This is a genomic window from Duganella paludis (assembly GCF_054461335.1).
The window spans coordinates 5,546,683-5,566,354 of record NZ_CM136922.1 but is presented as its reverse complement, the minus strand read 5'-3'; the positions used below and the strand labels follow the sequence as shown (position 1 = coordinate 5,566,354).

Sequence of the window (19,672 nt, the reverse complement as noted above, 5' to 3'; positions counted from 1 at the left end):
TGTAATACACTAGGTCTACGCCGCCCTGCGGAACCGCACCACTGAGACACGATGCCGCCGTTCTCTGCCGACCAGCCGCAAACCATCCTGATAGTCGCCAGCACGGCGTATGACGCCGCCGCGCTGCGTCGGATGCTGCGCCGTCACCATTTCGAGGTGCGTGTCGTCAACCGTGGCGACGAAGCGCTGGCCGCCGCCCGCAACGGCAAGCTCGCCCTGGTGTTGCTGGACGTGGCGCTGGCCGGCAGCGCCAGCCTGGAACTTTGCCCAAGACTGCAACAAGCAAGCCAGCAGCCACTGCCCGTTTTCCTGCTGTCGAGCCATCCCGGCGAGGAAGAACGCATCCGTGCCCACGAGGCCGGCGCTGCCGCTTACCTGCCGATGAGCCTGCCCATCGACGAGATGGCCGAGAAAATCCTGCTCTACCTGCAAGCGATCTCGCCAGCGCCGGTGCTGGCCGGCATGCCGACCATGGCCACGCTGGAAGTCAACTACCACACCATGCTGGCCGGCTCGCCGGACGCAATCCTGCTGCTGCAGCGCGGCAGCAACCGTATCCTCGACGTCAACCGCCGCACCCGGCAACTGTTCGGCATGACCGAGACCGAACTGCTGCAAACCGATTTGCTGTCGCTGTGCCCGCCCCTGCAACCGGACGGCCAGCCGAGCACGCACGTCTTCGCCACCGACCTGGAGCAGGTGATGTCCGGTGCGGTGCAGGTGTTCGAGCTGGAGATGCTGCACAGTTCCGGCCGTCCCCTCACCTGCGAGCTGCGCATGGTGCCGCTGACCACGCAGGAACACCGCCTGATGCATGTGCGCATCGTCGATGTCACGCCGCGCAAGCTGGCGGCCGAACTGCGCGACGGCAAGAACGCGCTGCTGGAAATGATCGCGCGCGGCGCGCCGCTGCTGGAAACGCTGGACCGCCTGGTGCGCCTGATCGAGGCCCAGATCGACGACGGCCACTGCACCGTCATGCTGCTCAATCCGGATGGTGCGACCGTGCAAAGCGCGGCCGGACCCAGCATGCCGGCCGAATACATGAGCGCGCTCAACGGCCTGCCGATCGGGCCGGCGGCCGGCTCCTGCGGCACCGCCATGTACCGCAAGGAAACGGTGATCGTCAGCGACATCCTCAACGATCCGCTGTGGACGCCCTACCGCAATACCGCCGCCCACTTCGGCTTGCGGGCCTGCTGGTCGACGCCCATCCTGCTCGACAAGGACACCGTGCTGGGCTCGTTTGCCATGTACTACAACGAGGAGCGCGCGCCCGACGAGGAAGACCGCCGCCTGATCCACACCGCCACCCACCTGGCCGGCATCGCCATCGCCCGTGCGCGGCGCGAGGAAGAGCTCGAGCGCCACCGCGACCACCTGGAAGAACTGGTCTCGGCACGTACCGCCGAGCTGCAACAGGCCAAGCAGGAAGCCGAACTGGCCAACGAAGAACTGAGCACCGTGCTCGACAACCTGAGCATGACGCAGCAGGAACTGGTGCGGCGCGACAAGCTGGCCGCCCTGGGCGCGCTGGTGGCCGGCGTGGCGCACGAGCTCAACACGCCGATCGGCAACAGCCTGACCATGGCCGGCAGCATGAGCGAGCGCACCGCCGCGCTGCGCGAGGAGCTGAAAACCGGGCTGCGGCGCTCGGCGCTGGAAAGCTATCTGGAGCAGGCAGCAGCGGCCGACGAAGTGGTGCTGCGCAACCTGAACCGCGCCGCCGCGCTGGTGGCCGGCTTCAAGCACATCGCGCTCGACAGCGACGACAGCCAGCGCAGCCGCTTCGTACTGGGCGACGTGGTGGCGGCTTTGCTGCAAGCGGTCCAGGGCGAGGTCGCCAGGCAGGGGCTGGAGCTGATCGAGGATGTCGACCACTGGCTGGAAATGGACAGCTATCCGGGGGCGTTGACGCGGGCGCTGCGCCACCTGATCGACAACAGCCTGGTGCACGGCTTCAGCGAGCGCGGCGGCCGCAGCGGCGACGCCCACGGCAACATCACCCTGTCCGCGCACGAGAGCGCCAACGGCGAGATCGCCCTCACCCTGAGCGACACCGGCGTCGGCATCGCGCCGGAAAACCTGCCGCGCATCTACGATCCCTTCTTCACCACGCGGCTGGGCGCCGGCGGCTCCGGGCTCGGTTTGTATATAACACACAACATCGTCACCGGCGTGTTGGGCGGCCGCATCGACGCCGCCAGCACGCCCGGCGGAGGCGCCAGCTTCATGTTGCGTCTGCCGAAAGTCGCGCCACGGTGATTTTTTCCGCTCCGCAACTGTTGCAGACGTATAATTGCCGTAGCAGACCGGCAAGCAGCCGGCGCACAGCGGAGAGTAGCGGCCATGCAACCCCATCCGGTTCCGTCCAGGACAATCAAAGTCGCGGCATTGCGCTGCGAGTTCTGCGACAGCACCACTGAAACCGCCTTCCTGCGGCATCAACTGGCGATGACGCAGGGACAATTGCGCGTCACGTTTCTATTTTGCGCCCTGTTCTACCTGTGCTTCGCGCTGAGCGACCTGCTGTGGGTCGGCTACCAGATGAAAACCTGGCTGCTGGTCGGCGCGCGGCTCGCGGTGGCGGGCACGGTGCTGGCCTGCCTGGCGCTGCTCAAGCGGCGGCCGGACTCGATTCCGGCAACGCGGCTGGCCGCCAACATCGTCGAGGTGACGGGCGCGGCCGGCTTCCTGCTGATCGCCGCCTTGCGGCCGAACGAATTCTCGCTGCACGCGATCTCGATGTCCATAGTCGTCATCGTGCTGTACATCTACATTCCCAACCGCCTGGTCTACGCGGCCACCATCGCGGCGCTGGCCACCGCCCTGTTCATGGCCCTGGCATGGTGGCTGAGTGGTTTGCCGAGCATCGAACTGGCCACGATCGCGGCGCTGCTGGCGCTGACCAACCTGTTCGGCTACGTGGCGGCGCGGCGTTACCAGATCCTTTGGCGCGAAGAATACAGCGCGCAGATGGTGCTCAAGAACCTGTCGGTGCGCGATCCGCTGACCGGCTGCTACAACCGCCGCCACCTACATGAACAGCTGCTGGAAACGGAAATCTCGCGGGCCCAGCGCTATCGGCTCAGCCTGACGGTCATCATGTGCGACCTCGACCACTTCAAGGCCGTCAACGACACCTACGGCCACTACGGCGGCGACGCCGTGCTGCAACGCTTCGCCGCGCTGCTGCAATCGATGACGCGCGACAGCATCGACAGCGTGGTGCGCTACGGCGGCGAGGAATTCCTGCTGATCCTGCCGGAAACTGACCTGGGCGGCGGCACATTGCTGGCCGAACGCTTGCGCCAGGGGCTCGCCGCCGCGCCGGTCGAGCACGACGGCCGGCGCATCGCGATCACGGCCAGTTTCGGCGTCGCCAGTGTGGATTTCGCCACCTCCACGCACGACGCGCACGTCAACATGATCGCGGCCGCCGACAATTTGCTGTACGCTGCGAAAAACAGCGGCCGCAATCGCGTCTGCGCGCAACAACTGGTGTGAACCATGCAAGCCTTTAATTCGAGAATTATCGCGGTGCTGATGCTGGCCCTGCACTGCGGCGCACTGAATGCCGAACCGGCGCCATGGTGGAAATGGCGCAGCAAGATCGACGGTGCCTTGTTCTGCTCGCAGACACCGCTGGGACCGGGCTGGGAAAAGGCCTACGGGCCGTTTCGCGATGCCCGTTGCGTAAAGTTAATTGTTACTAGATAATCAAATCACAAAAACACGGTAAAACCGGAATCGCTGCAAGCTGCATCCCACATTCACTATGGAGGAGACTGTATGTTTACGAATCCCGAACAATTTGCCAACATCACCAAATCGTTATTCGAGTTTCAGCTGGAGACCTTCAACATGCTCACCAGCAAGACGGTGCAGGGTGTAGAGCAAGTCATCGCCCTCAATATCTCCACCGCCAAATCCAATATTGAAGACGGCCTGGCCGCCGGCAAGGAAATCAGCAAGGCGCAAGATCCCAAAGCGGCGATGAAGCTGGCCGCCGAGCAGATCCAGCCGGGCGTGGCCGGCGCGGCGGCTTACCAGCAGCAGCTGGGCGACATCATCGCCGACATCCGCGAAGAATTCACGCGCGCCGCCGACGCCCACGTGGTGGAAGCGAAAAACAACCTGAGCGCGCTGATCCACGACGTCACCAAGAACGTGCGTCCGGGCTCGGAAAACGCGGTGCAGATCGTCAAAACCGCGATCGACAACGCCTTTGCTGGCTACGAGCAGGTCACCAAGGCCACCAAGCAGGCGGTGGAAGCGGTGGAAGCGGAAATCGCCAAAGCCAACGCCCTGGTCACCAAAAAATAAACTTCGGCTTTTTTACTTTGCAAGCGGAGGGGGACGCGGTACACTGTACATAAATACAGTTAATCGCCGTCCGCCCTTCTTCTTGCCGCAATGATCAAAGTTCTGGAAAATCCGTTCTACTATCTGGAGAATTTTCACCAGGTATTGGCATGGATCGGCGAACGCTACGACGATCTGCTAACCGCCGAAGAACGCCATTTCCTCGCCACCTTCCCCACCCTGCCGCAATCGTCACGCGCGCTGTTCGTGCGCATGGTCATGCGCAAGGGAACGGTATTCCGCGCCAGCAAGCTGGTCTACGCGGAAATCGGCAGCACGCACGAGGCGGCCCGTCCGCTGGCCGAACTGGGCCTGATCGAGGACGATCCGCAATTGGGCCTGGAGGCGCTGTTCGAGCTGCTGCAAAAGCCCGAGATCGTCAAAGTCTTCCAGCTGGCGCCGCACGTCCGCCATCTGCGCAAGGCCGACCAGCTGGAAGCGCTGCGCGAGCAGTACGACGCCGAGCACCGCTTCTCCGGCTGGTACACCAATTCCGGCGACCACGTCTACCGCAATCTGATGCAGGAGCTGTGCGACCGCCTGCGGCTTATCTTCTTCGGCAACTACCATCAGGACTGGACCGAGTTCGTGCTGTCCGACCTCGGCATCTACCAGTACGAAAAAGTACCGTTCTCGCCGGCCGCGCGCGGCTTCCGCTGCCGCCGCGACATCGACGACTTCCTCGCCCTGCACCAGTGCCACGAACGCTTTGCCGACGGCGAAGCGCCGGCCGACGTGATCCGCGACCTGCCGCCCTGCGCGCCCGACAACGAATGGCTGCGCAGCCGCCGCAACAAACTGATGTTCGCCATCGCGCAGCACGTGGAGAAGCTGGCCGACTGGCCGCTGGCCCACGCCATCTACGCCGATTGCGATTATCCCGGCGCCCGCGCGCGCGCCATCCGCGTGCTGGAAAAAAACGAGCAGCCGCGCGAAGCCTTCGATCTGCTGCAAACGGCCATGCAGGCGCCGGAAAGCGAAGCCGAACGCCAGCAATTGCTGCGCATGGCGCCGCGCCTGGCGCGCAAGCTTGGTCACGCCAAGCCGCCGCCGGTGTCGCTGGCGCAAGCGCAGCGCATCGACCTGAGCCTGCCACCGCCGGAGGAAGCCGCCTATGTGGAGTTCGTGGTGCGCGACCACCTGAGCCGCGAGGACGCGCCGGTCTACTATGTCGAGAACTCGCTGATGAATTCCCTGTTCGGCCTGCTGTGCTGGGATGCCGTGTTCTCGCCGATACCGGGCGCGTTCTTCCATCCCTACCATCGCGGCCCGGCCGACCTGCACAGCGCCGACTTCCAACGCCGCCGCGCGCTGCAGTTCGGCGAGGCGCTGGCTCAGCTCGACGGCGACCACTACCGCGCCACCATCCGCGCCAACTACGCCGCCAAGCAAGGCATCCAGTCGCCCTTCATGTACTGGGAAGCCATCGATGAAGACCTGCTCGACCTGGCGCTGGACTGCATTCCGCCACTGCACCTGAAGCGCGCTTTCGAGCGCATCCTGCAGGACATCAAATCCAACCGCAGCGGCTTCCCCGACCTGATCCAGTTCTGGCCCGCCGAGCGCCGCTACAACATGATCGAAGTAAAAGGCCCCGGCGACCGCTTGCAGGACAACCAGCTGCGCTGGATCGAATACTGCGCGCGCCACCAGATGCCGATTTCGGTCTGCTACCTGCAGTGGGCGGCATGACGCAGGCCCGCTATACCGTGGCGGTGCGCGCGCTGTGCGAGTTCACCGCCAAGACCGGCGACCTCGATCTGCGCTTCACGCCCTCGCCCACCGCGCAGGAAGGCATCGCCGGCCACGGCGTGGTGACCTCGCGCCGCGACGACGACTACCAGACCGAGATTTCGCTGTCCGGCGATTTCGGCCCGCTGCACGTGCGCGGCCGCGCCGACGGCTACGACATCCGCGCCAACCGCCTGGAAGAAATCAAAACCTATCGCGGCGACTTGAAGAAGATGCCGGACAACCAGCGCGCGCTGCACTGGGCGCAGGTCAAGGTCTACGGTCACCTGTTATGCCAGGATCAGGGCCTGGAAAAAATTCGCCTGGCGCTGGTGTACTTCGACATCGGCAGCCAGAAGGAAACCGTGCTGCACGAGGATCACACGGCGGCCGGCCTGCAAGACTACTTCGCGCAGCAGTGCGGCCTGTTTCTGCAATGGGCGCAGCAGGAGATGGCGCATCGCGCAGAACGTGACCTGCAGCTGAAGGCCATGCGCTTCCCCTACGGGGACTTCCGTCCCGGCCAGCGCCAGCTGGCCGAAGCCATGTACCGCGCCAGCAATCGCCAGGTATGCCTGCTGGCGCAAGCGCCCACCGGCATCGGCAAAACGGTCGGCAGCCTGTTCCCGATGCTGAAGGCCAGCGCCGAACATGGCGTCGACAAGATCTTCTTCCTCGCCGCGAAAACCTCGGGCCGCCAGATGGCGCTGGACGCGGTGGACCTGATCCGCGAAGGCGCACCGCTGCTGCCGCTGCGCACCCTGGAGCTGGCGGCCAAGAGCACCGCCTGCGTCAACCCGGACAAAGCCTGCCACGGCGAATCCTGCCCGCTGGCCAAGGGCTTCTACGACCGCCTGCCAGCCGCGCGTGTATCGGCGTTGGCCATCATGGCGCCGTCCGGAGGCGCCGGCCACGCCAGTGCCCCGCCGGCGCTGGACCGCGACACCTTGCGCGCCATCGCCCTCGCCCACAACGTCTGCCCGTATTACCTGAGCAGCGAATTGGCGCGCTGGTGCGACATCGTCATCGGCGACTACAACTACTACTTCGACAGCAGCGCCATGCTGCACAGCCTCACGCAGCTCAACGACTGGAAGGTCAACGTGCTGGTGGACGAGGCGCACAACATGGTCTCCCGCGCGCGCAAGATGTATTCGGCCGACATGGAGCACGACAGCCTGCGCCTGCTGCGCAAGATCGTTCCCGAGGAATTGAAAAAGCCGCTGGACCGCGTGCACAAGCAGTGGAACCAGCTGGAGAAAGACCAGACGGCCGAGTACCAGTCCTACTCCGAGCTGCCGGAAAAATTCATGGGCGCCTTGCAGACCGCATCCACCGCCATCTCCGATTACATGGCCGACCATCCCGGCTACGTGGAGCCGGACCTGCAAAGCTTCTACTTCAACGCGCTGATGTTCGCGCGGCTGGCGGAAAGCTTTGGCGACCACGCGCTGTTCGACATCGAAAAATCTCCAGGTGCGCGCGCCAGCAACAGCAACTCGGTACTCTGCATCCGCAACATCGTGCCGGCCCCGTACCTGAAGCCGCGCTTTGAAAGCACGCACACCACGGCCCTGTTCTCGGCCACGCTCAGTCCATGGAACTACTTCGGCGACATGCTCGGCATGCCGGAGTCCACGGCATGGGTGGATGTGGAATCACCGTTCGTGGCGGAGCAGTTGTCGGTGCAGGTGGCGAAGCACATCTCCACGCGCTACCAGCATCGCCAGCAATCGCTGCGCCCCATCGCCGATTTGATGGGCAAGCAGTATGCGAACCAGCGCGGCAACTACCTGGCCTTCTTCAGCAGCTTCGATTACATGGAGAAGGCCGCCACGCAGTTCAGCGAACTGCATCCGGACGTGCCGGTGTGGCGCCAGTCGCGCCGCATGGACGAAGCGGAGCGGGCGCAGTTCCTGGAACGCTTTACGCTCGACAGCGAAGGCATCGGCTTCGCCGTGCTGGGCGGCTCCTTCGGCGAAGGCGTGGACTTGCCGGGCGCACGCTTGATCGGCGCGTTTGTCGCCACGCTGGGCCTACCGCAAATCAATCCGGTCAACGAGCAGATACGCGCGCGGATGGAAACCATCTTCGGCGCCGGCTATGACTACACCTACACCTATCCCGGCATGCAGAAAGTGGTGCAGGCCGCCGGCCGCGTGATCCGCACGCAGTCCGACCGTGGCACGGTGTATCTGATCGACGACCGTTTCAGCCGGCCGGAAATTCAGGAGTTGATGCCCAGTTGGTGGCGCATCGAGACGGCCTGAATCAGGCCCTAACTCACTCGGCACTCAGCACGCATTGTGCACGCCCCATATGCGGCCCGCAGCGTACGTCGCACCATCCCGCGTGTTAAGCAGATCACGGAAGATGGCGTTCAGCGCGCGGCCTTCCGGCGTCGGCCGCATGATGGCGACTTGCGCGCGCGACCAGTCCAACACGCGCGCGCCGATGGGATGGCGCTCGGCGTGGTAGCTGTCCAGCAGTCCTGGCGGCGCCGTGCCGTGGATGGTGGCGGCGAGTTTCGCGCCGAGGTTCACGGCGTCGCCGATTCCAAGATTGAGGCCCTGGCCGCCCAGCGGTGAGTGGATGTGGGCGGCGTCGCCGGCCAGCAGCACGCGACCGTTGCGGTAGTTGGTCGCCTGCCGCGCGCGGTCGGTCCAGGTGGTGGCGATGTGCAGCGCGTTGATGGTGACGTCGGTATCGGAGATGCGGCGAAATACCGCTTGCAGATGTTCGAGCGTGATCGGCAGGCCTGTCTGGTGAAAGGCGCCGCCGTCGAAGTCCTGCAGGTTCAGGTAGCCCGGCTGCGACTGGAAGTACATGCCGCGCTCCGTCACCATGCGGCCGGCGCCGAGCTTCTCGGGATCGGCGATATCGACCTTGGCCGAGTAGCCGGTAAATTCCGGCTCGGTACCGGCGAATTCGAAACCGCCCTCCTTGCGCACAACGCTGCGCGCGCCATCGCAGCCGACCAGCCATTCAGCGGCAAACGACAGCTCACCCGCCTGCACGGTGACGCCGGAGCCGCCCCCGCCATCGCCACTTACGCTCCGGCCGTCCGCGCCATCAACATGCGGGCTGTCGACGTTCTGCTGAACGCCGGTGATCGCAATCCCACGCCGGATCTCCACGCCCAGCGCAAGCGCGCGGCGCGTCAGCACGCTCTCCAGCTCCGCCATCTCCGACAACATGCTGAGCGCCGGCGCATCGGGCGCCAGCTGCTGCAAGCGCGCCATGTCAATCTTGTCGATGTCGAGCGGGATGCCTGCAAAGTGGCCGGCCTGCTTGCTCGGCGCGGTGGTGAATGGATTCTTGAGCCGCTTGGGCACTTCCATCTCGTCCAGCAGGCCGCGCCGGTGCAGCGCGGCGATCGATGGCGCATTCAACCCGCGTATGCCGAACGGCAGCTGCTTCAATGGCGAGTGTGGATCGGCGGCCTTTTCCAGGATGAGGACCGAGCATTCGGCCAGGGCCAGTTCGCAGGCCAGCAGCAGCCCCACGGGACCGGCGCCTGCAATGATGACGTGATAAGGTGTTTTCATGCCCGCAGTGTAGGGCTCAGTCCTCGCGCGGCGCTTGTACAAACGCGACAAAATCATCGCCCACGGCCTGCCGGCCCTGCTGCGCCTTGCGCGCGAAGGCGGCCGGCGTGGCGCCGCTGTAGCGCTTGAATTCACGGCTCAGGTGCGATTGATCGGTGTAGCCCAACTCGCACGCCAGGTCCGCCAGATTGACGCCCGACGCGTTCCACAACCGATTGCGTACCTGTTCGAAGCGCATCAGGCCCGAGACATCCTTCACCGTGTGGCCGGATGACTGCTTGAACTTGCGCTCCAGCGTGCGCAACGTGGCATGGGCTGCCGCCGCCACTTCGCTCACCGGCATGGCGCCGCCGGCGTTACGCAGCGCGGCGCCGGCCTTGGACAAGGTGCCGTCCACCGCAAGCCGAACCTGCGCCGGCGCATGCAAGAAATAGCGCTGAACCTCGGCCACCGCCGCCGCGATATCGCCGGCAGCAACATGCCCTGCCAGCACCGGCTGAAGCGCCGCGATCGAATGCTCGAAGGCCTGCACGCCCTGCTTCCCCGGCGGCATTCCAAGCAGATCGAATACGGTCCAAGGATAGCAGCGCACGCCGATGATCTCCAGCCTTCCCGCCGCCTCGAACACCACCGGCTGGTTCAGCAATCCCATCATGAACGGCGACGACAGCACAACACCATCGCGCGCCACGCTGCCGAAACAAAAAATGATCTCGGCATAACCGTCGGGCAGCACCTCGAAGCTGGACGGCTGCGCGCCGAAGTCCCAGCGGTTATGCCAGAAGCACTTGATGGCGTCGCGCAGCCCTTCCGGCGCGTCAAACTCTTCGTGGAACATTACTGCACCACGGCGCGTATCTTCTGGTAGCCGCTGCGGCTGATCGGCACGCGGCTTCCGTCCTTCAGGATGGCGACGTGGCTATCCTTGGTGGCCTGCTCGATGCGGTCCACGAACGCGATGTTGACGATATAGGAGCGATGAATGCGCAGGAACTGCTCCGCATCCAATTGCTCCTCCAGCTCCGCCATGCGCTGGTTCTTCAGGTAGGACTTGCCCTCCGAGCGGATCTGCACATAGTCGTCCTGCGCTTCCACATGCTCGATCTTGTCGGCATTGATGACGTGGACCTTGGCGCCGTCGCGTATCAGCACGCGGCCCAGCGGCTTGTGACGGCCGGTCGCCTCGCGCACCATCCTCTCCACCGCCTCGCCGCCGGCGCCCAGGTTGGCGCGCGCATGCGCCAGCGCCTGATCGAAGCGCTGCTGGCTGAAAGGTTTCAACAGATAATCGAGCGCGTGGAATTCGAACGCCTTGATCGCATACTGGTCGAAGGCCGTGGCGAAGATGTAGCGCGTCTTCGCCCCCGCCAGTTCCGCCACCTCGAAGCCATCCAGCTTGGGCATCTGGATGTCGAGGAACACCAGGTCCGGCGACAGCTCGATGATCGCCTTCACCGCCTCGAAGCCATTGCCGCATTCGGCCACGATCTCCACGTCCGCATGTTCGGACAAATACTCGCGCACCACACCGCGCGCCAGCATTTCATCGTCCACGATGATGATACGCATGCTAATCCCCTTGTTCGCTCGTTTGCGCGGGCATCGTGATGTCCACGCCAAAGCTGTTGTCCTGCCGGCCCCACTGGATGCCGGCTTCGTGTTTATAGGCGCCCGACAAGCGCTGGCGCACATTGCTCAAGCCTATGCCATGGCCTTCGCTGCGGATCGACGCCATGTCCGCATCCACCGGATTGGCCACGCCGATATGCAGTATCGACCCCGCCCGCCGCGCCGTGATGCGCACCATGCCACCTTCCGGCATATTGCAGATGCCATGCTTGACCGCGTTTTCCACCAACGGCTGAATGATCATCGGCGGCACCAGGCATTGCGCCGCACCCTCGCCGATATCCTCCTCCACCTGCAGACGCTCGCCGAAGCGTACCTGCTCGATCGCCAGGAAGTGCCGTATCAGAACCATCTCCTCGCCCAGCGTCACCTTCTTATGCGCCTCCATGCCCAGGCTCTGACGGAAGAAGCTCGCTAGCTCCAGCGTCATGCGGCGCGCCGCCTTGGGGTCCTGCGAAGTCAGCGCGCTGATGGAATTGAGGCTGTTGAACAGGAAGTGCGGATCGATCTGCGTGCGCAGCATGCGCAGTTCCGCTTCCTGCGCCATCAACAGCGATTCCAGCTCGCGCTGCTCGGCGTTCTTGGCGCGCACAAATTCGATCACCAGGTAATGCAGCGCCGCCGCAAAGCCGTACAGCAGCACGCCCAGCACCACGATCAGCACCGACAGCTGCGGCGTGATCTCGATGCCGCTCCATCCCGCGCCCAGCAACTGGCACAAGGCATTCCACAGGTTGCCGATGATGAGCCACAAAAAACCCAGCACCAGCGCCGTCACCGTCAAACCCAGCGCCGTCTGCGCCGCGCTGCGCACACCCAGCGGGTAGGCGCGGCACAGGTAATACGCAGAATAACCCGCCGCAAAGGCGTACCACAGGTTCATGGGAATCGCGAACAGCATGGCGTTGGCCACCGGCGTATCGCTGGCGAGCGAAATCACCCCGCCCAAAGCGCAACCGAGGAACAGCCATACCAGCAGGTAGATGACTGTTCCTCGCCGTGTTGCAGAAATCTCCCGCATCAGTTGCGCACTTCCATGCCGCCCATGATGACGTAGCCGCGCACGATCAGGCGTTTGCCGGAACCGGGACCGGTAGGCGGCACGGTTTTTTCGTCGAACGCACCCATGATCGGCGTGCCATCGAACACCACGGTCCAGTCGATCGGCACCTTGAGGGTGATGCCGCCGCACATGACGAACACGTTCAGCACGGCGTCGCCGACGATCGAGGACTGGCGCAGGTCGAGGTCGCAGCCGCCCATGATGGCGGTGATTTCGCCGCCACGGAAATCCTGCGTGGTGATGCGGTGCTTGAAGCCGCCCATGATGGCCGTGTAGTTGACGGCCGACTCGGGATCGGATTTGGCCAGCGGATCGAGCACCTGCTGCTCCAGCACCTTGCGGTTGGTGGTCGACTTGACCACCACCGCCACACCGGCAGCGATCATCAGCAGCGGCCACAGTGTGCGCCAGCCGATATCGATGAAGCCCATTTCCTTGAGCATGATCAGGGAGCCGGCCGCGATCATCACGCCGCCGATCACAATGCCTGACTGGGTGCGGGTCTGCATCACCTTCAGGATGCCGGCGCCGATCAGCACCGTCGGGATCAGGTGGATGCGCAGGTCCAGGTCCATCCAGCCCAGGTTATCGAGCAAAAACAGCATGCCCAGGCCGATGACGAACAGCCCGATGATCATCTGCGTGGCGGGATTGCGTTCGCGGCGGGTTTTCATGCTTGCTCCTTGGTCGATGCGAAGATATTGTCCAGCAAGGGGCGCAGCAGCAGGCCGACACCTGCGGCCACCACCAGCGCCGGCCAGGTCTCACCGAAGCCCCAGCCCCAGATGCGGTTGAAGGAAACGTACCACCAGCCGGCGAAAAAGATCTCCCACATGCCGTTGAGCAGATAGCGCGGCGTGGTCGGCGGGATCAGTTTGACGATGCCGCTGATGACCAGCAGCCAAGGCCAGTAGCGCCAGATCTGTATCCAGTTGATGTCCAGCTCCAGCATGTCCAGGCGCTCGAGCAGTACGGCCGAGCCGATCGCGATCAGCGCGATGCCCCAGACCAGTTGCTGGCGCCAGCGATATGCAGTGTCTACGTTCATGATGGTTCCCCCTGTTCGGTATGGATATAACAATACCGGGGAACGGAGGAAGGGGAAACCGCTATTCGGCGAATGGCGGAAAAGTGCCGGTGAACGGCGAAAAAAAACTCACAGCGTCATTGGCGTGAGTTTTTCTCAGGGACGGTTTCAGTTGCTTTCAGTTGCGGCCGTTGCCGAGCTTTTGTTCAAAGCCCATCAGGCCCCAGCCGAGCTGGCGGCGGATTTCTTCGGGGGTTGGCGGCGGCTTCACTTCGTGCGTGCGACGCTCAAGATAAGCGCGGACCAGGTGCTTTGAAGGGTGCGTAGTGTTCGTCATGATGACCTCCGGTGGGCGGAAACATCGTTATTCGGTAAGTACAGTGTAGGCCTGCCCCCCGAACGATTCTGTACGGCTCCGCACACTGGACAGATCAGAGTTTTTGCTGCAAAAACTCCAGAAAGCAGCTGATCCGCTGGGCCAGCTGGGTATTGCGGTAATAGACCGCGTGGATCTGCTGGCGATAGCCGGTGTAGTCCGCTTCCAGCACCTTGACCAGGCGGCCCGCCTCGATGTCGGCACGGGTCATGAAGTCGGCCAGGCAGACGATGCCCTGGCCGGCCAGCGCCAGCTGGCGCAGGGTCTCGCCGCTGGAGGCGGAAATCGACGGCGTGACCGGCAGGCTGTTGCCGGCCGCATGGCGCAGCGGCCACTGGTTGCCCAGCTCGTACTGGACGAAGCCCAGCACCGAGTGCTGCGCCAGGTCCTCCGGCTTGGTCGGCGTGCCATGGCGTGCCAGATAGTCCGGGCTGGCCAGCACGTACAGCGGGCTGGAGGTGAGCGCGCGCGCGTGCAGGGTCGAGTCGTTCAGCGTGCCGATGCGGATGGCGATGTCGGTGCGGTGCTCGATCAGGTCGGCGATCTGGTCGTTGCTGCTCAATTCCAGGCGGATGTCCGGATACATGGCGCGGAATTCGGCCACATGCGGCACCACGCAATGGAGCATGAAGGGCGAGGCGGCGTCCACGCACAAGCGGCCGGCCGGTTTCTGGCGGCGGATGCGGATGGTTTCCTCGGCTTCCTCCATGGCGCCCAGGATGGCGCGCGCTTTTTCGAGGAACAGCTGGCCTTCCTCGGTCAGCTCCATGCGGCGCGTGGTACGCGTCAGCAGCGAGGTGGAGAGCTTGTCCTCCAGCCGCGACAGCGCGCGGCTGACGCCGGACGTGGTCTGCCCCAGGTGCACCGACGCGGCGCTCAGGGTGCCGCTATCGATCACGGTAATGAAGGTCTTTAAATCGTCCGAATTGATATCCACGGGTGTTCTATCCTTACGCCACGTACAGCAGCACCGCGCCGAAATGGCATGCGCTGCCGCCCAGTACAAACAAATGCCAGACGCCGTGACCGTAACGCCATTTGTGGTCGGTGACGAAGAAGGCGATGCCCAGTGTATAAACCAGGCCGCCGACCGCCAGCCACATAAAGCCGTTCCAGCCCAACGCGTCGATCAGCGGGCTGGCGCCGATCACGCCGACCCAACCCATCGCCACGTAAATCAGCAATGACAACACGCGCGCGCCCTTGGCGAACATGAGTTCCTGCACGATGCCGATCAGCGCCAGTCCCCACACCACGCCGAACAGGCTCCAGCCCCACGGTCCGCGCAGGCTGACCAGCGTGAACGGGGTGTAGCTGCCGGCGATCAGCAGGTAGATGGCGCAATAGTCCATCTTGCGCAGCACGTCCTTGGCCCGGCCGCGCACGCTGTGATACAGGGTGGAGGTCAGGTACAGGGCCAGCAGCGTGACGGCATAGATGCTGAAGCTGACGATTTTCCAGACATCGCCGGTGCGCGAGGCCTGGATGATCAGCAGCGTGCCGCCGATCGCGGCCAGCGCAGCGCCTACCGTGTGGGTGATGCTGTTGAAGCGCTCTCCGTGATACATATTGCTTCCAATGCTTAGACGGCTGCGGCTGGGATAGCTGCGGCCACAGGCATTGTATAGCGCCTCGCTTGCTCACGCCGCTGGTTTCATGCAATCGTGTCATCTTGCTAATTAGCAGAAAGTTCATCCTAGCATATCTGCAATTTATCTGAAGCAATGTTACAAAATGACATATATTCGCTTGACGGGATTGCGACAGGTGTCGCACAATGATCCCATTAGTCGCATAGAGGATCAATTATGTCGGGTGTTATTCCTTCGGTCACCGAGCTGACCTTGCTGAAAGTGCTGTGGAAGCAGCAGCCGCTGAGTGCGCGCGAGATCCACGATGCCGCCGCCGACGAGCTGGCGTGGTCGTTTTCGTCGACCCGCAAGACGCTGGACCGGATGCTGGAGAAGCAGATGGTGGCCGTGCAGGTGCTGCACGGCGTGAACGTGTATAGCGCGCGGCTGGAAAAGGTTGGCACGCTGGCGGCCTTCGCCCATGACTTCGGCCGGCGCGTGATGGAGATCGACGCGCCGCTGCCGGTCACCATGTTCACCGGCAGCAAGCTGGTCGATCAGCAGGAGCTGGCGCAGCTGGAGCAGATGCTGCAGGATTGGCCGACGGACGAAGCGTGATGGCTGCCGTGACGCTGTTTTGCTTTCAATGGCTGCTTGCCAGCGCCAGCTCCTTGGTGGCCGGCCTGCTGGCGTGGCTGGTGCTCGACGCCGCAGCGCGCCGCTGGCCGGCGCTGCGCACACGGCGCGCGGTGTGGCTGGCGGCGCAAGCCGTCATCGCCGCCGCCGCACTGCTGCCTTTCCTGCCGCACAGCGCGCAGATCGGCGCCACGCCATCGATCACGCTGACCGCCGACGATGCGGCCTCGCTAACCGCGCTGGCCCCGGAGGCCGCGCTGCCCGCATCCACGCCAGCGACCGTGCTCGCCATGCCTGACACCGAACCGCCGCTGCCGGCGTCCGCGACCGTCGCGCCTCAAACCGGCACGCCGACAACGCTCATGCGCGCCCTCCCGTTCCTGGCGGCGCTTTGGCTATTCATCTACGCCGCCGGCCTGGCGCGATCCATCGTCAAACTGCTGCAAGCGCGTCGCGTGTGGCGCTCCCTACTGGACAGCGCCCGCCGCCTGTCGGCGCAAGAACTACACGCACACGGCGCCTTCACCACCAGCCAGCTGCAAGAAATCACCCGACACAAGCTGACCGTGCTGCGCACCGACGCCGCCATCTCGCCGATGCTGATCGGCGTCCGCCGTCCGCGCCTGCTGCTGCCCTCCCATCTGGACGCCCTCACCCGCGAGCAGCAGCAAATGATCGTCGCCCACGAACTCCATCACTGGCGCGCACGCGATCCGCTGTGCCTCGCCATCGCCGCATGCCTCCAGCTGATCTTCTGGTTCAATCCCGCACTGCGCTGGATGTCGACACAAATGGCATGGGCGCTGGAACTGAACTGCGACCAGCACGTGCTGGCCGGCCGCCCGCAACAGCAACGCAAGCAGTACGCCGCCGCCCTGCTCCAGCAATGGACCACGGCCGCACCGGCCGGCGCTGTGGCCTTCGGCGGCACCACCATCGCCGCCCGCCTGCGCTACATGCAGCTGGACAGCCTGCCCACGCTGAACGCCACCATCGCATGGATGATCGCAGCAGCACTGGCAGCCGTCCTCGCACTGACCGCGATGCTGCAGCCAGCGCTGGCATTCACCGCCCCCTCCCCGATGAATCCCGATGCGGCGCCACCCGCCGCCGCAGTGGCCGCGCCACCAGAACACTGGCGCGCGCCGCTGGACAAGGTCCGCGTGACCAGCTTCTTCGGCGTGATCCGCAGCGTGCTGCCGACGCCGCATAAGGGCATCGACTTCGCCGCAGTCAAAGGCACGCCGGTCCACGCCACCGCCGCCGGCACGGTCATCGCAGCCGGACCGATCGCCGAAAACGGCGGCCGCTACGGCAACACCGTCATCATCGACCACGGCGGCGAACAATCGCTGTACGCTCACCTTGACAGCATCGCCGTCGTCCCCGGTCAGCGCCTGACGGCCGGCCAACGCATCGGCACTGTCGGCGCAAGCGGCTTCGCCACCGGCCCGCACCTGCACCTTGAGATGCGCCGCGACGGCAAGATCGTCGACCCGGCCTCCAGGTTCGCCAACCTCGACACCAACGCCACCGCGCACGCGCTCAACGTCCGCCGCCAGCAAACACCTAAGGGATAAGCCATGTCAGCACCACGCATCACCGGCAGCCTGCTGCTGGCGGTCTCCGCTTGCGCCTGCGCGTCCGAAACGCCGCAAGCGTATCAAGAGCAGCAGGTCCAAGTCACCGCCGTCCGCGCCGACCAGCGCCAGCGCGAGACAACCGCCAGCATCGTCATCAACCACGCCGACATCATCCGCCAGGGCGACCAGAGCCTGGCCGATGTACTCAAGCGCCTGCCCGGCGTCAGCATCTCCGGCACGCCCGGCCAGGGCGGTGCCATCCAGATGCGAGGCCTGGGCAACGGCTACACCCAGATCCTGCTGAACGGCGACCCGGTCGCCGCCGGATTCTCTCTGGACAGCATCGCGCCGGAAACCATCGAACGCATCGAAATCCTGCGCAGCGCCACGGCGGAACTGAGCAACCAGGCCGTCGCCGGCGCCATCAACATCATCCTGAAAAAGGCCATCACGCGCGGCCAGCGCTCGGTCAGCGCCAGCCTCGCGCGGCAAGGCAACGCCAGCACGCCGGCGCTGAGTGCCCAGCTGTCGGACCAAAACGACGGTTACTCCTACAGCCTGGCCGCCACGCTCACTCGCAAGCACAACGAAAAACCGTTCACCGACTGGCAGGAACAGCGCGACACCAACGGCACGCTCACCCTGCTGCGCCGCACGCCGCAAACCGAATCCGGCCGCACCGACGCCCTCACCCTGACGCCACGCCTGAACTGGAAGCTGGCCGACGGCGACACCCTGAGCTGGCAAAGCTTCGCCTACCTGCGCCGCATGGACAACAACGCCCGCGCCGACGAAACAGCGCTGATCGGCGCGCACAGCGAATACCCGCACAACGACGCCGACTTCGTCGCCAACTTCGTCATGTTGCGCAGCGATCTGAATTGGACGCACCTGCTGGCCGGCGGCGCCAAACTGGAAATGAAACTCGGCGCCAGCACCAACCGCCGCACGGGGGTGTTCGATTTCCACGGCCGGGACGCGGACGGCAAGCCGCTGAGCCGCCACCACGTTGATTCGGGGCCGGTGGAGAACACCATCACCAGCACCGGCACGTATCGCCACCCGGTGGGCGAACAGCACGCCATCGCGCTGGGCTGGGACGCCAGCCACGCGGTGCGCAGCGAAGACCGCAACGAGATCCTGTTCGACGCCGCCGGCAAGCAAACGGGCGCCAACAACGCCGACTACCGCGCCAACGTCAACCGCCTGGCGCTGTTCGCGCAGGACGAATGGCAGGTGACGAAACAGTATTCGCTCTACCTCGGCCTGCGCCACGAACGCCTGGACACCGCCAGCCGCGCCATCGCCGCCAACGCGCCGGATGCCCTCGACGCCAGCTCCTCGGTATGGAGCCCGTCGCTGCAATCGCGCTGGCAGCTGGCCAACAAGGACGTGCTGCGGCTGGCGCTCAGCCGCACCTACAAGGCGCCGCCGCTGGTCAAGCTGGTGCCGCGCCGCTACACCAGCGACAATAACAACAACCCCACCAATCCCGATGAACAGGGCAATCCAAACCTGCGGCCGGAACTCGCATGGGGCCTGGACGCGGCCTACGAACAGTATCTCGGCGACGGCGCGCTGCTCAGCGCCAGCACCTATATGCGACGCATCCGCGACGTCACGCAAAGCCGCTTGTTCCAGCAGGACGGCGCATGGGTGGAGGCGCCGTTCAACGACGGCAATGCGCGCACCCATGGCGTGGAGCTGGAAGCCAAGCTGCGGCTGACCAAGGCGCTGGACGTGCGCGCCAACCTGTCGCGCAACTGGTCGCGCGTCGACAACGTGCCCGGCCCGGACAACCGTCTCGAAGGACAGACCCCGGCCACCGCCAACCTGAGCGCCGACTACCGCTGGACGCAATGGACCATCGGCGGCGGCATCAACTACCAGGCGGCGGGGCCGTCGCGCCAGTCCGCCCTGGTGCTGACCAGCGCCAGCCCGAAACGCGAACTCGATCTCTACGCGCTGTGGAAGATGAACGCCAAAACCCAGCTGCGCTTCTCCGCCAACAACCTGCTGCGCCAGCAGGCCAGCGAAACCTACGTCTACACCGGCGCCGACGGCGTCACGCAGCGCATCCGCCTGACGCCCACCCGGGCCACCCTGCGCCTCATGCTGGAGCACCAACTGTAATGTGATATGG

The 19,672-nt window shown here is 64.6% G+C and carries 18 protein-coding genes; 9 read left to right on the top strand and 9 right to left on the bottom strand.

The window, feature by feature from the left end; genetic code table 11:
* Positions 1-51 precede the first annotated feature (51 nt).
* The 6 genes from ACXZ1M_RS24605 (at position 52) to ACXZ1M_RS24580 (ending at position 8,366) form a co-directional block, all read left to right on the top strand.
* The gene (locus ACXZ1M_RS24605) at positions 52-2,265 is read left to right on the top strand and encodes an ATP-binding protein (protein ID WP_459050225.1); all 2,214 of its coding nucleotides are present in this window, start codon (positions 52-54) and stop codon (positions 2,263-2,265) included.
* Positions 2,266-2,349: 84 nt separating this feature from the next.
* Positions 2,350-3,507, top strand: coding sequence for a GGDEF domain-containing protein (locus tag ACXZ1M_RS24600; RefSeq protein WP_459050224.1), 1,158 nt, complete (start codon positions 2,350-2,352; stop codon positions 3,505-3,507).
* 3 nt (positions 3,508-3,510) lie between these two features.
* Positions 3,511-3,720 (top strand): hypothetical protein, encoded by a 210-nt coding sequence (locus ACXZ1M_RS24595; RefSeq protein WP_459050223.1) that lies wholly within the window; start codon positions 3,511-3,513, stop codon positions 3,718-3,720.
* A 72-nt stretch (positions 3,721-3,792) separates the two neighbouring features.
* Positions 3,793-4,326 carry a phasin family protein gene (locus tag ACXZ1M_RS24590; protein ID WP_459050222.1) on the top strand — a complete coding sequence of 178 codons (534 nt, stop codon included), beginning with the start codon at positions 3,793-3,795 and terminating at the stop codon, positions 4,324-4,326.
* A 90-nt stretch (positions 4,327-4,416) separates the two neighbouring features.
* Positions 4,417-6,057: a VRR-NUC domain-containing protein gene (locus ACXZ1M_RS24585; RefSeq protein ID WP_459050221.1), complete on the top strand. Its 1,641-nt coding sequence runs from the start codon at positions 4,417-4,419 to the stop codon at positions 6,055-6,057.
* Positions 6,054-8,366, top strand: a complete 2,313-nt coding sequence (locus ACXZ1M_RS24580; RefSeq protein WP_459050220.1) for an ATP-dependent DNA helicase — start codon at positions 6,054-6,056, stop codon at positions 8,364-8,366. Before ACXZ1M_RS24585 ends, ACXZ1M_RS24580 begins: the two co-directional genes overlap by 4 nt.
* A gap of 24 nt (positions 8,367-8,390) precedes the next feature.
* Here ACXZ1M_RS24580 and ACXZ1M_RS24575 read toward each other — a convergent pair whose 3' ends face one another.
* The 9 genes from ACXZ1M_RS24575 to trhA form a co-directional block, all read right to left on the bottom strand.
* Complete coding sequence (locus ACXZ1M_RS24575) at positions 8,391-9,644, bottom strand: FAD-dependent monooxygenase (RefSeq protein ID WP_459050219.1); 1,254 nt, start codon at positions 9,642-9,644, stop codon at positions 8,391-8,393.
* 16 nt (positions 9,645-9,660) lie between these two features.
* Entirely contained in the window at positions 9,661-10,482 is an 822-nt protein-coding gene (locus tag ACXZ1M_RS24570; protein ID WP_459050218.1) for an AraC family transcriptional regulator, read from the bottom strand.
* Positions 10,482-11,213: a LytR/AlgR family response regulator transcription factor gene (locus ACXZ1M_RS24565; RefSeq protein WP_459050217.1), complete on the bottom strand. Its 732-nt coding sequence runs from the start codon at positions 11,211-11,213 to the stop codon at positions 10,482-10,484. The genes ACXZ1M_RS24570 and ACXZ1M_RS24565 overlap by 1 nt, the downstream gene beginning before the upstream one ends.
* A gap of 1 nt (position 11,214) precedes the next feature.
* The gene (locus ACXZ1M_RS24560) at positions 11,215-12,294 is read right to left on the bottom strand and encodes a sensor histidine kinase (protein WP_459050216.1); all 1,080 of its coding nucleotides are present in this window, start codon (positions 12,292-12,294) and stop codon (positions 11,215-11,217) included.
* Entirely contained in the window at positions 12,294-13,010 is a 717-nt protein-coding gene (locus tag ACXZ1M_RS24555) for a LiaI-LiaF-like domain-containing protein (RefSeq protein ID WP_459050215.1), read from the bottom strand. The genes ACXZ1M_RS24560 and ACXZ1M_RS24555 overlap by 1 nt, the downstream gene beginning before the upstream one ends.
* A complete protein-coding gene (locus ACXZ1M_RS24550) occupies positions 13,007-13,384 on the bottom strand; it encodes a LiaF transmembrane domain-containing protein (protein ID WP_459050214.1) in 378 nt (125 codons plus the stop codon). The genes ACXZ1M_RS24555 and ACXZ1M_RS24550 overlap by 4 nt, the downstream gene beginning before the upstream one ends.
* Positions 13,385-13,541: 157 nt before the next feature.
* Entirely contained in the window at positions 13,542-13,700 is a 159-nt protein-coding gene (locus ACXZ1M_RS24545) for a hypothetical protein (protein ID WP_459050213.1), read from the bottom strand.
* Between the two features lie 94 nt (positions 13,701-13,794).
* A complete protein-coding gene (locus tag ACXZ1M_RS24540; RefSeq protein ID WP_459050212.1) occupies positions 13,795-14,676 on the bottom strand; it encodes a LysR substrate-binding domain-containing protein in 882 nt (293 codons plus the stop codon).
* A gap of 13 nt (positions 14,677-14,689) precedes the next feature.
* Positions 14,690-15,307 carry a PAQR family membrane homeostasis protein TrhA gene (gene trhA / locus ACXZ1M_RS24535; RefSeq protein WP_459050211.1) on the bottom strand — a complete coding sequence of 206 codons (618 nt, stop codon included), beginning with the start codon at positions 15,305-15,307 and terminating at the stop codon, positions 14,690-14,692.
* Positions 15,308-15,547: 240 nt separating this feature from the next.
* Here trhA and ACXZ1M_RS24530 point away from each other — a divergent pair, with 240 nt between their 5' ends.
* Genes ACXZ1M_RS24530 through ACXZ1M_RS24520 form a run of 3 tightly spaced genes read left to right on the top strand, consistent with a single transcriptional unit; the run spans position 15,548 to position 19,662 of the window.
* Positions 15,548-15,928, top strand: a complete 381-nt coding sequence (locus ACXZ1M_RS24530; RefSeq protein ID WP_459050210.1) for a BlaI/MecI/CopY family transcriptional regulator — start codon at positions 15,548-15,550, stop codon at positions 15,926-15,928.
* Positions 15,907-17,526, top strand: coding sequence for a M56 family metallopeptidase (locus ACXZ1M_RS24525; protein WP_459050209.1), 1,620 nt, complete (start codon positions 15,907-15,909; stop codon positions 17,524-17,526). The genes ACXZ1M_RS24530 and ACXZ1M_RS24525 overlap by 22 nt, the downstream gene beginning before the upstream one ends.
* Positions 17,527-17,529: 3 nt before the next feature.
* A complete protein-coding gene (locus tag ACXZ1M_RS24520; RefSeq protein WP_459050208.1) occupies positions 17,530-19,662 on the top strand; it encodes a TonB-dependent receptor plug domain-containing protein in 2,133 nt (710 codons plus the stop codon).
* Positions 19,663-19,672: the final 10 nt, after the last annotated feature.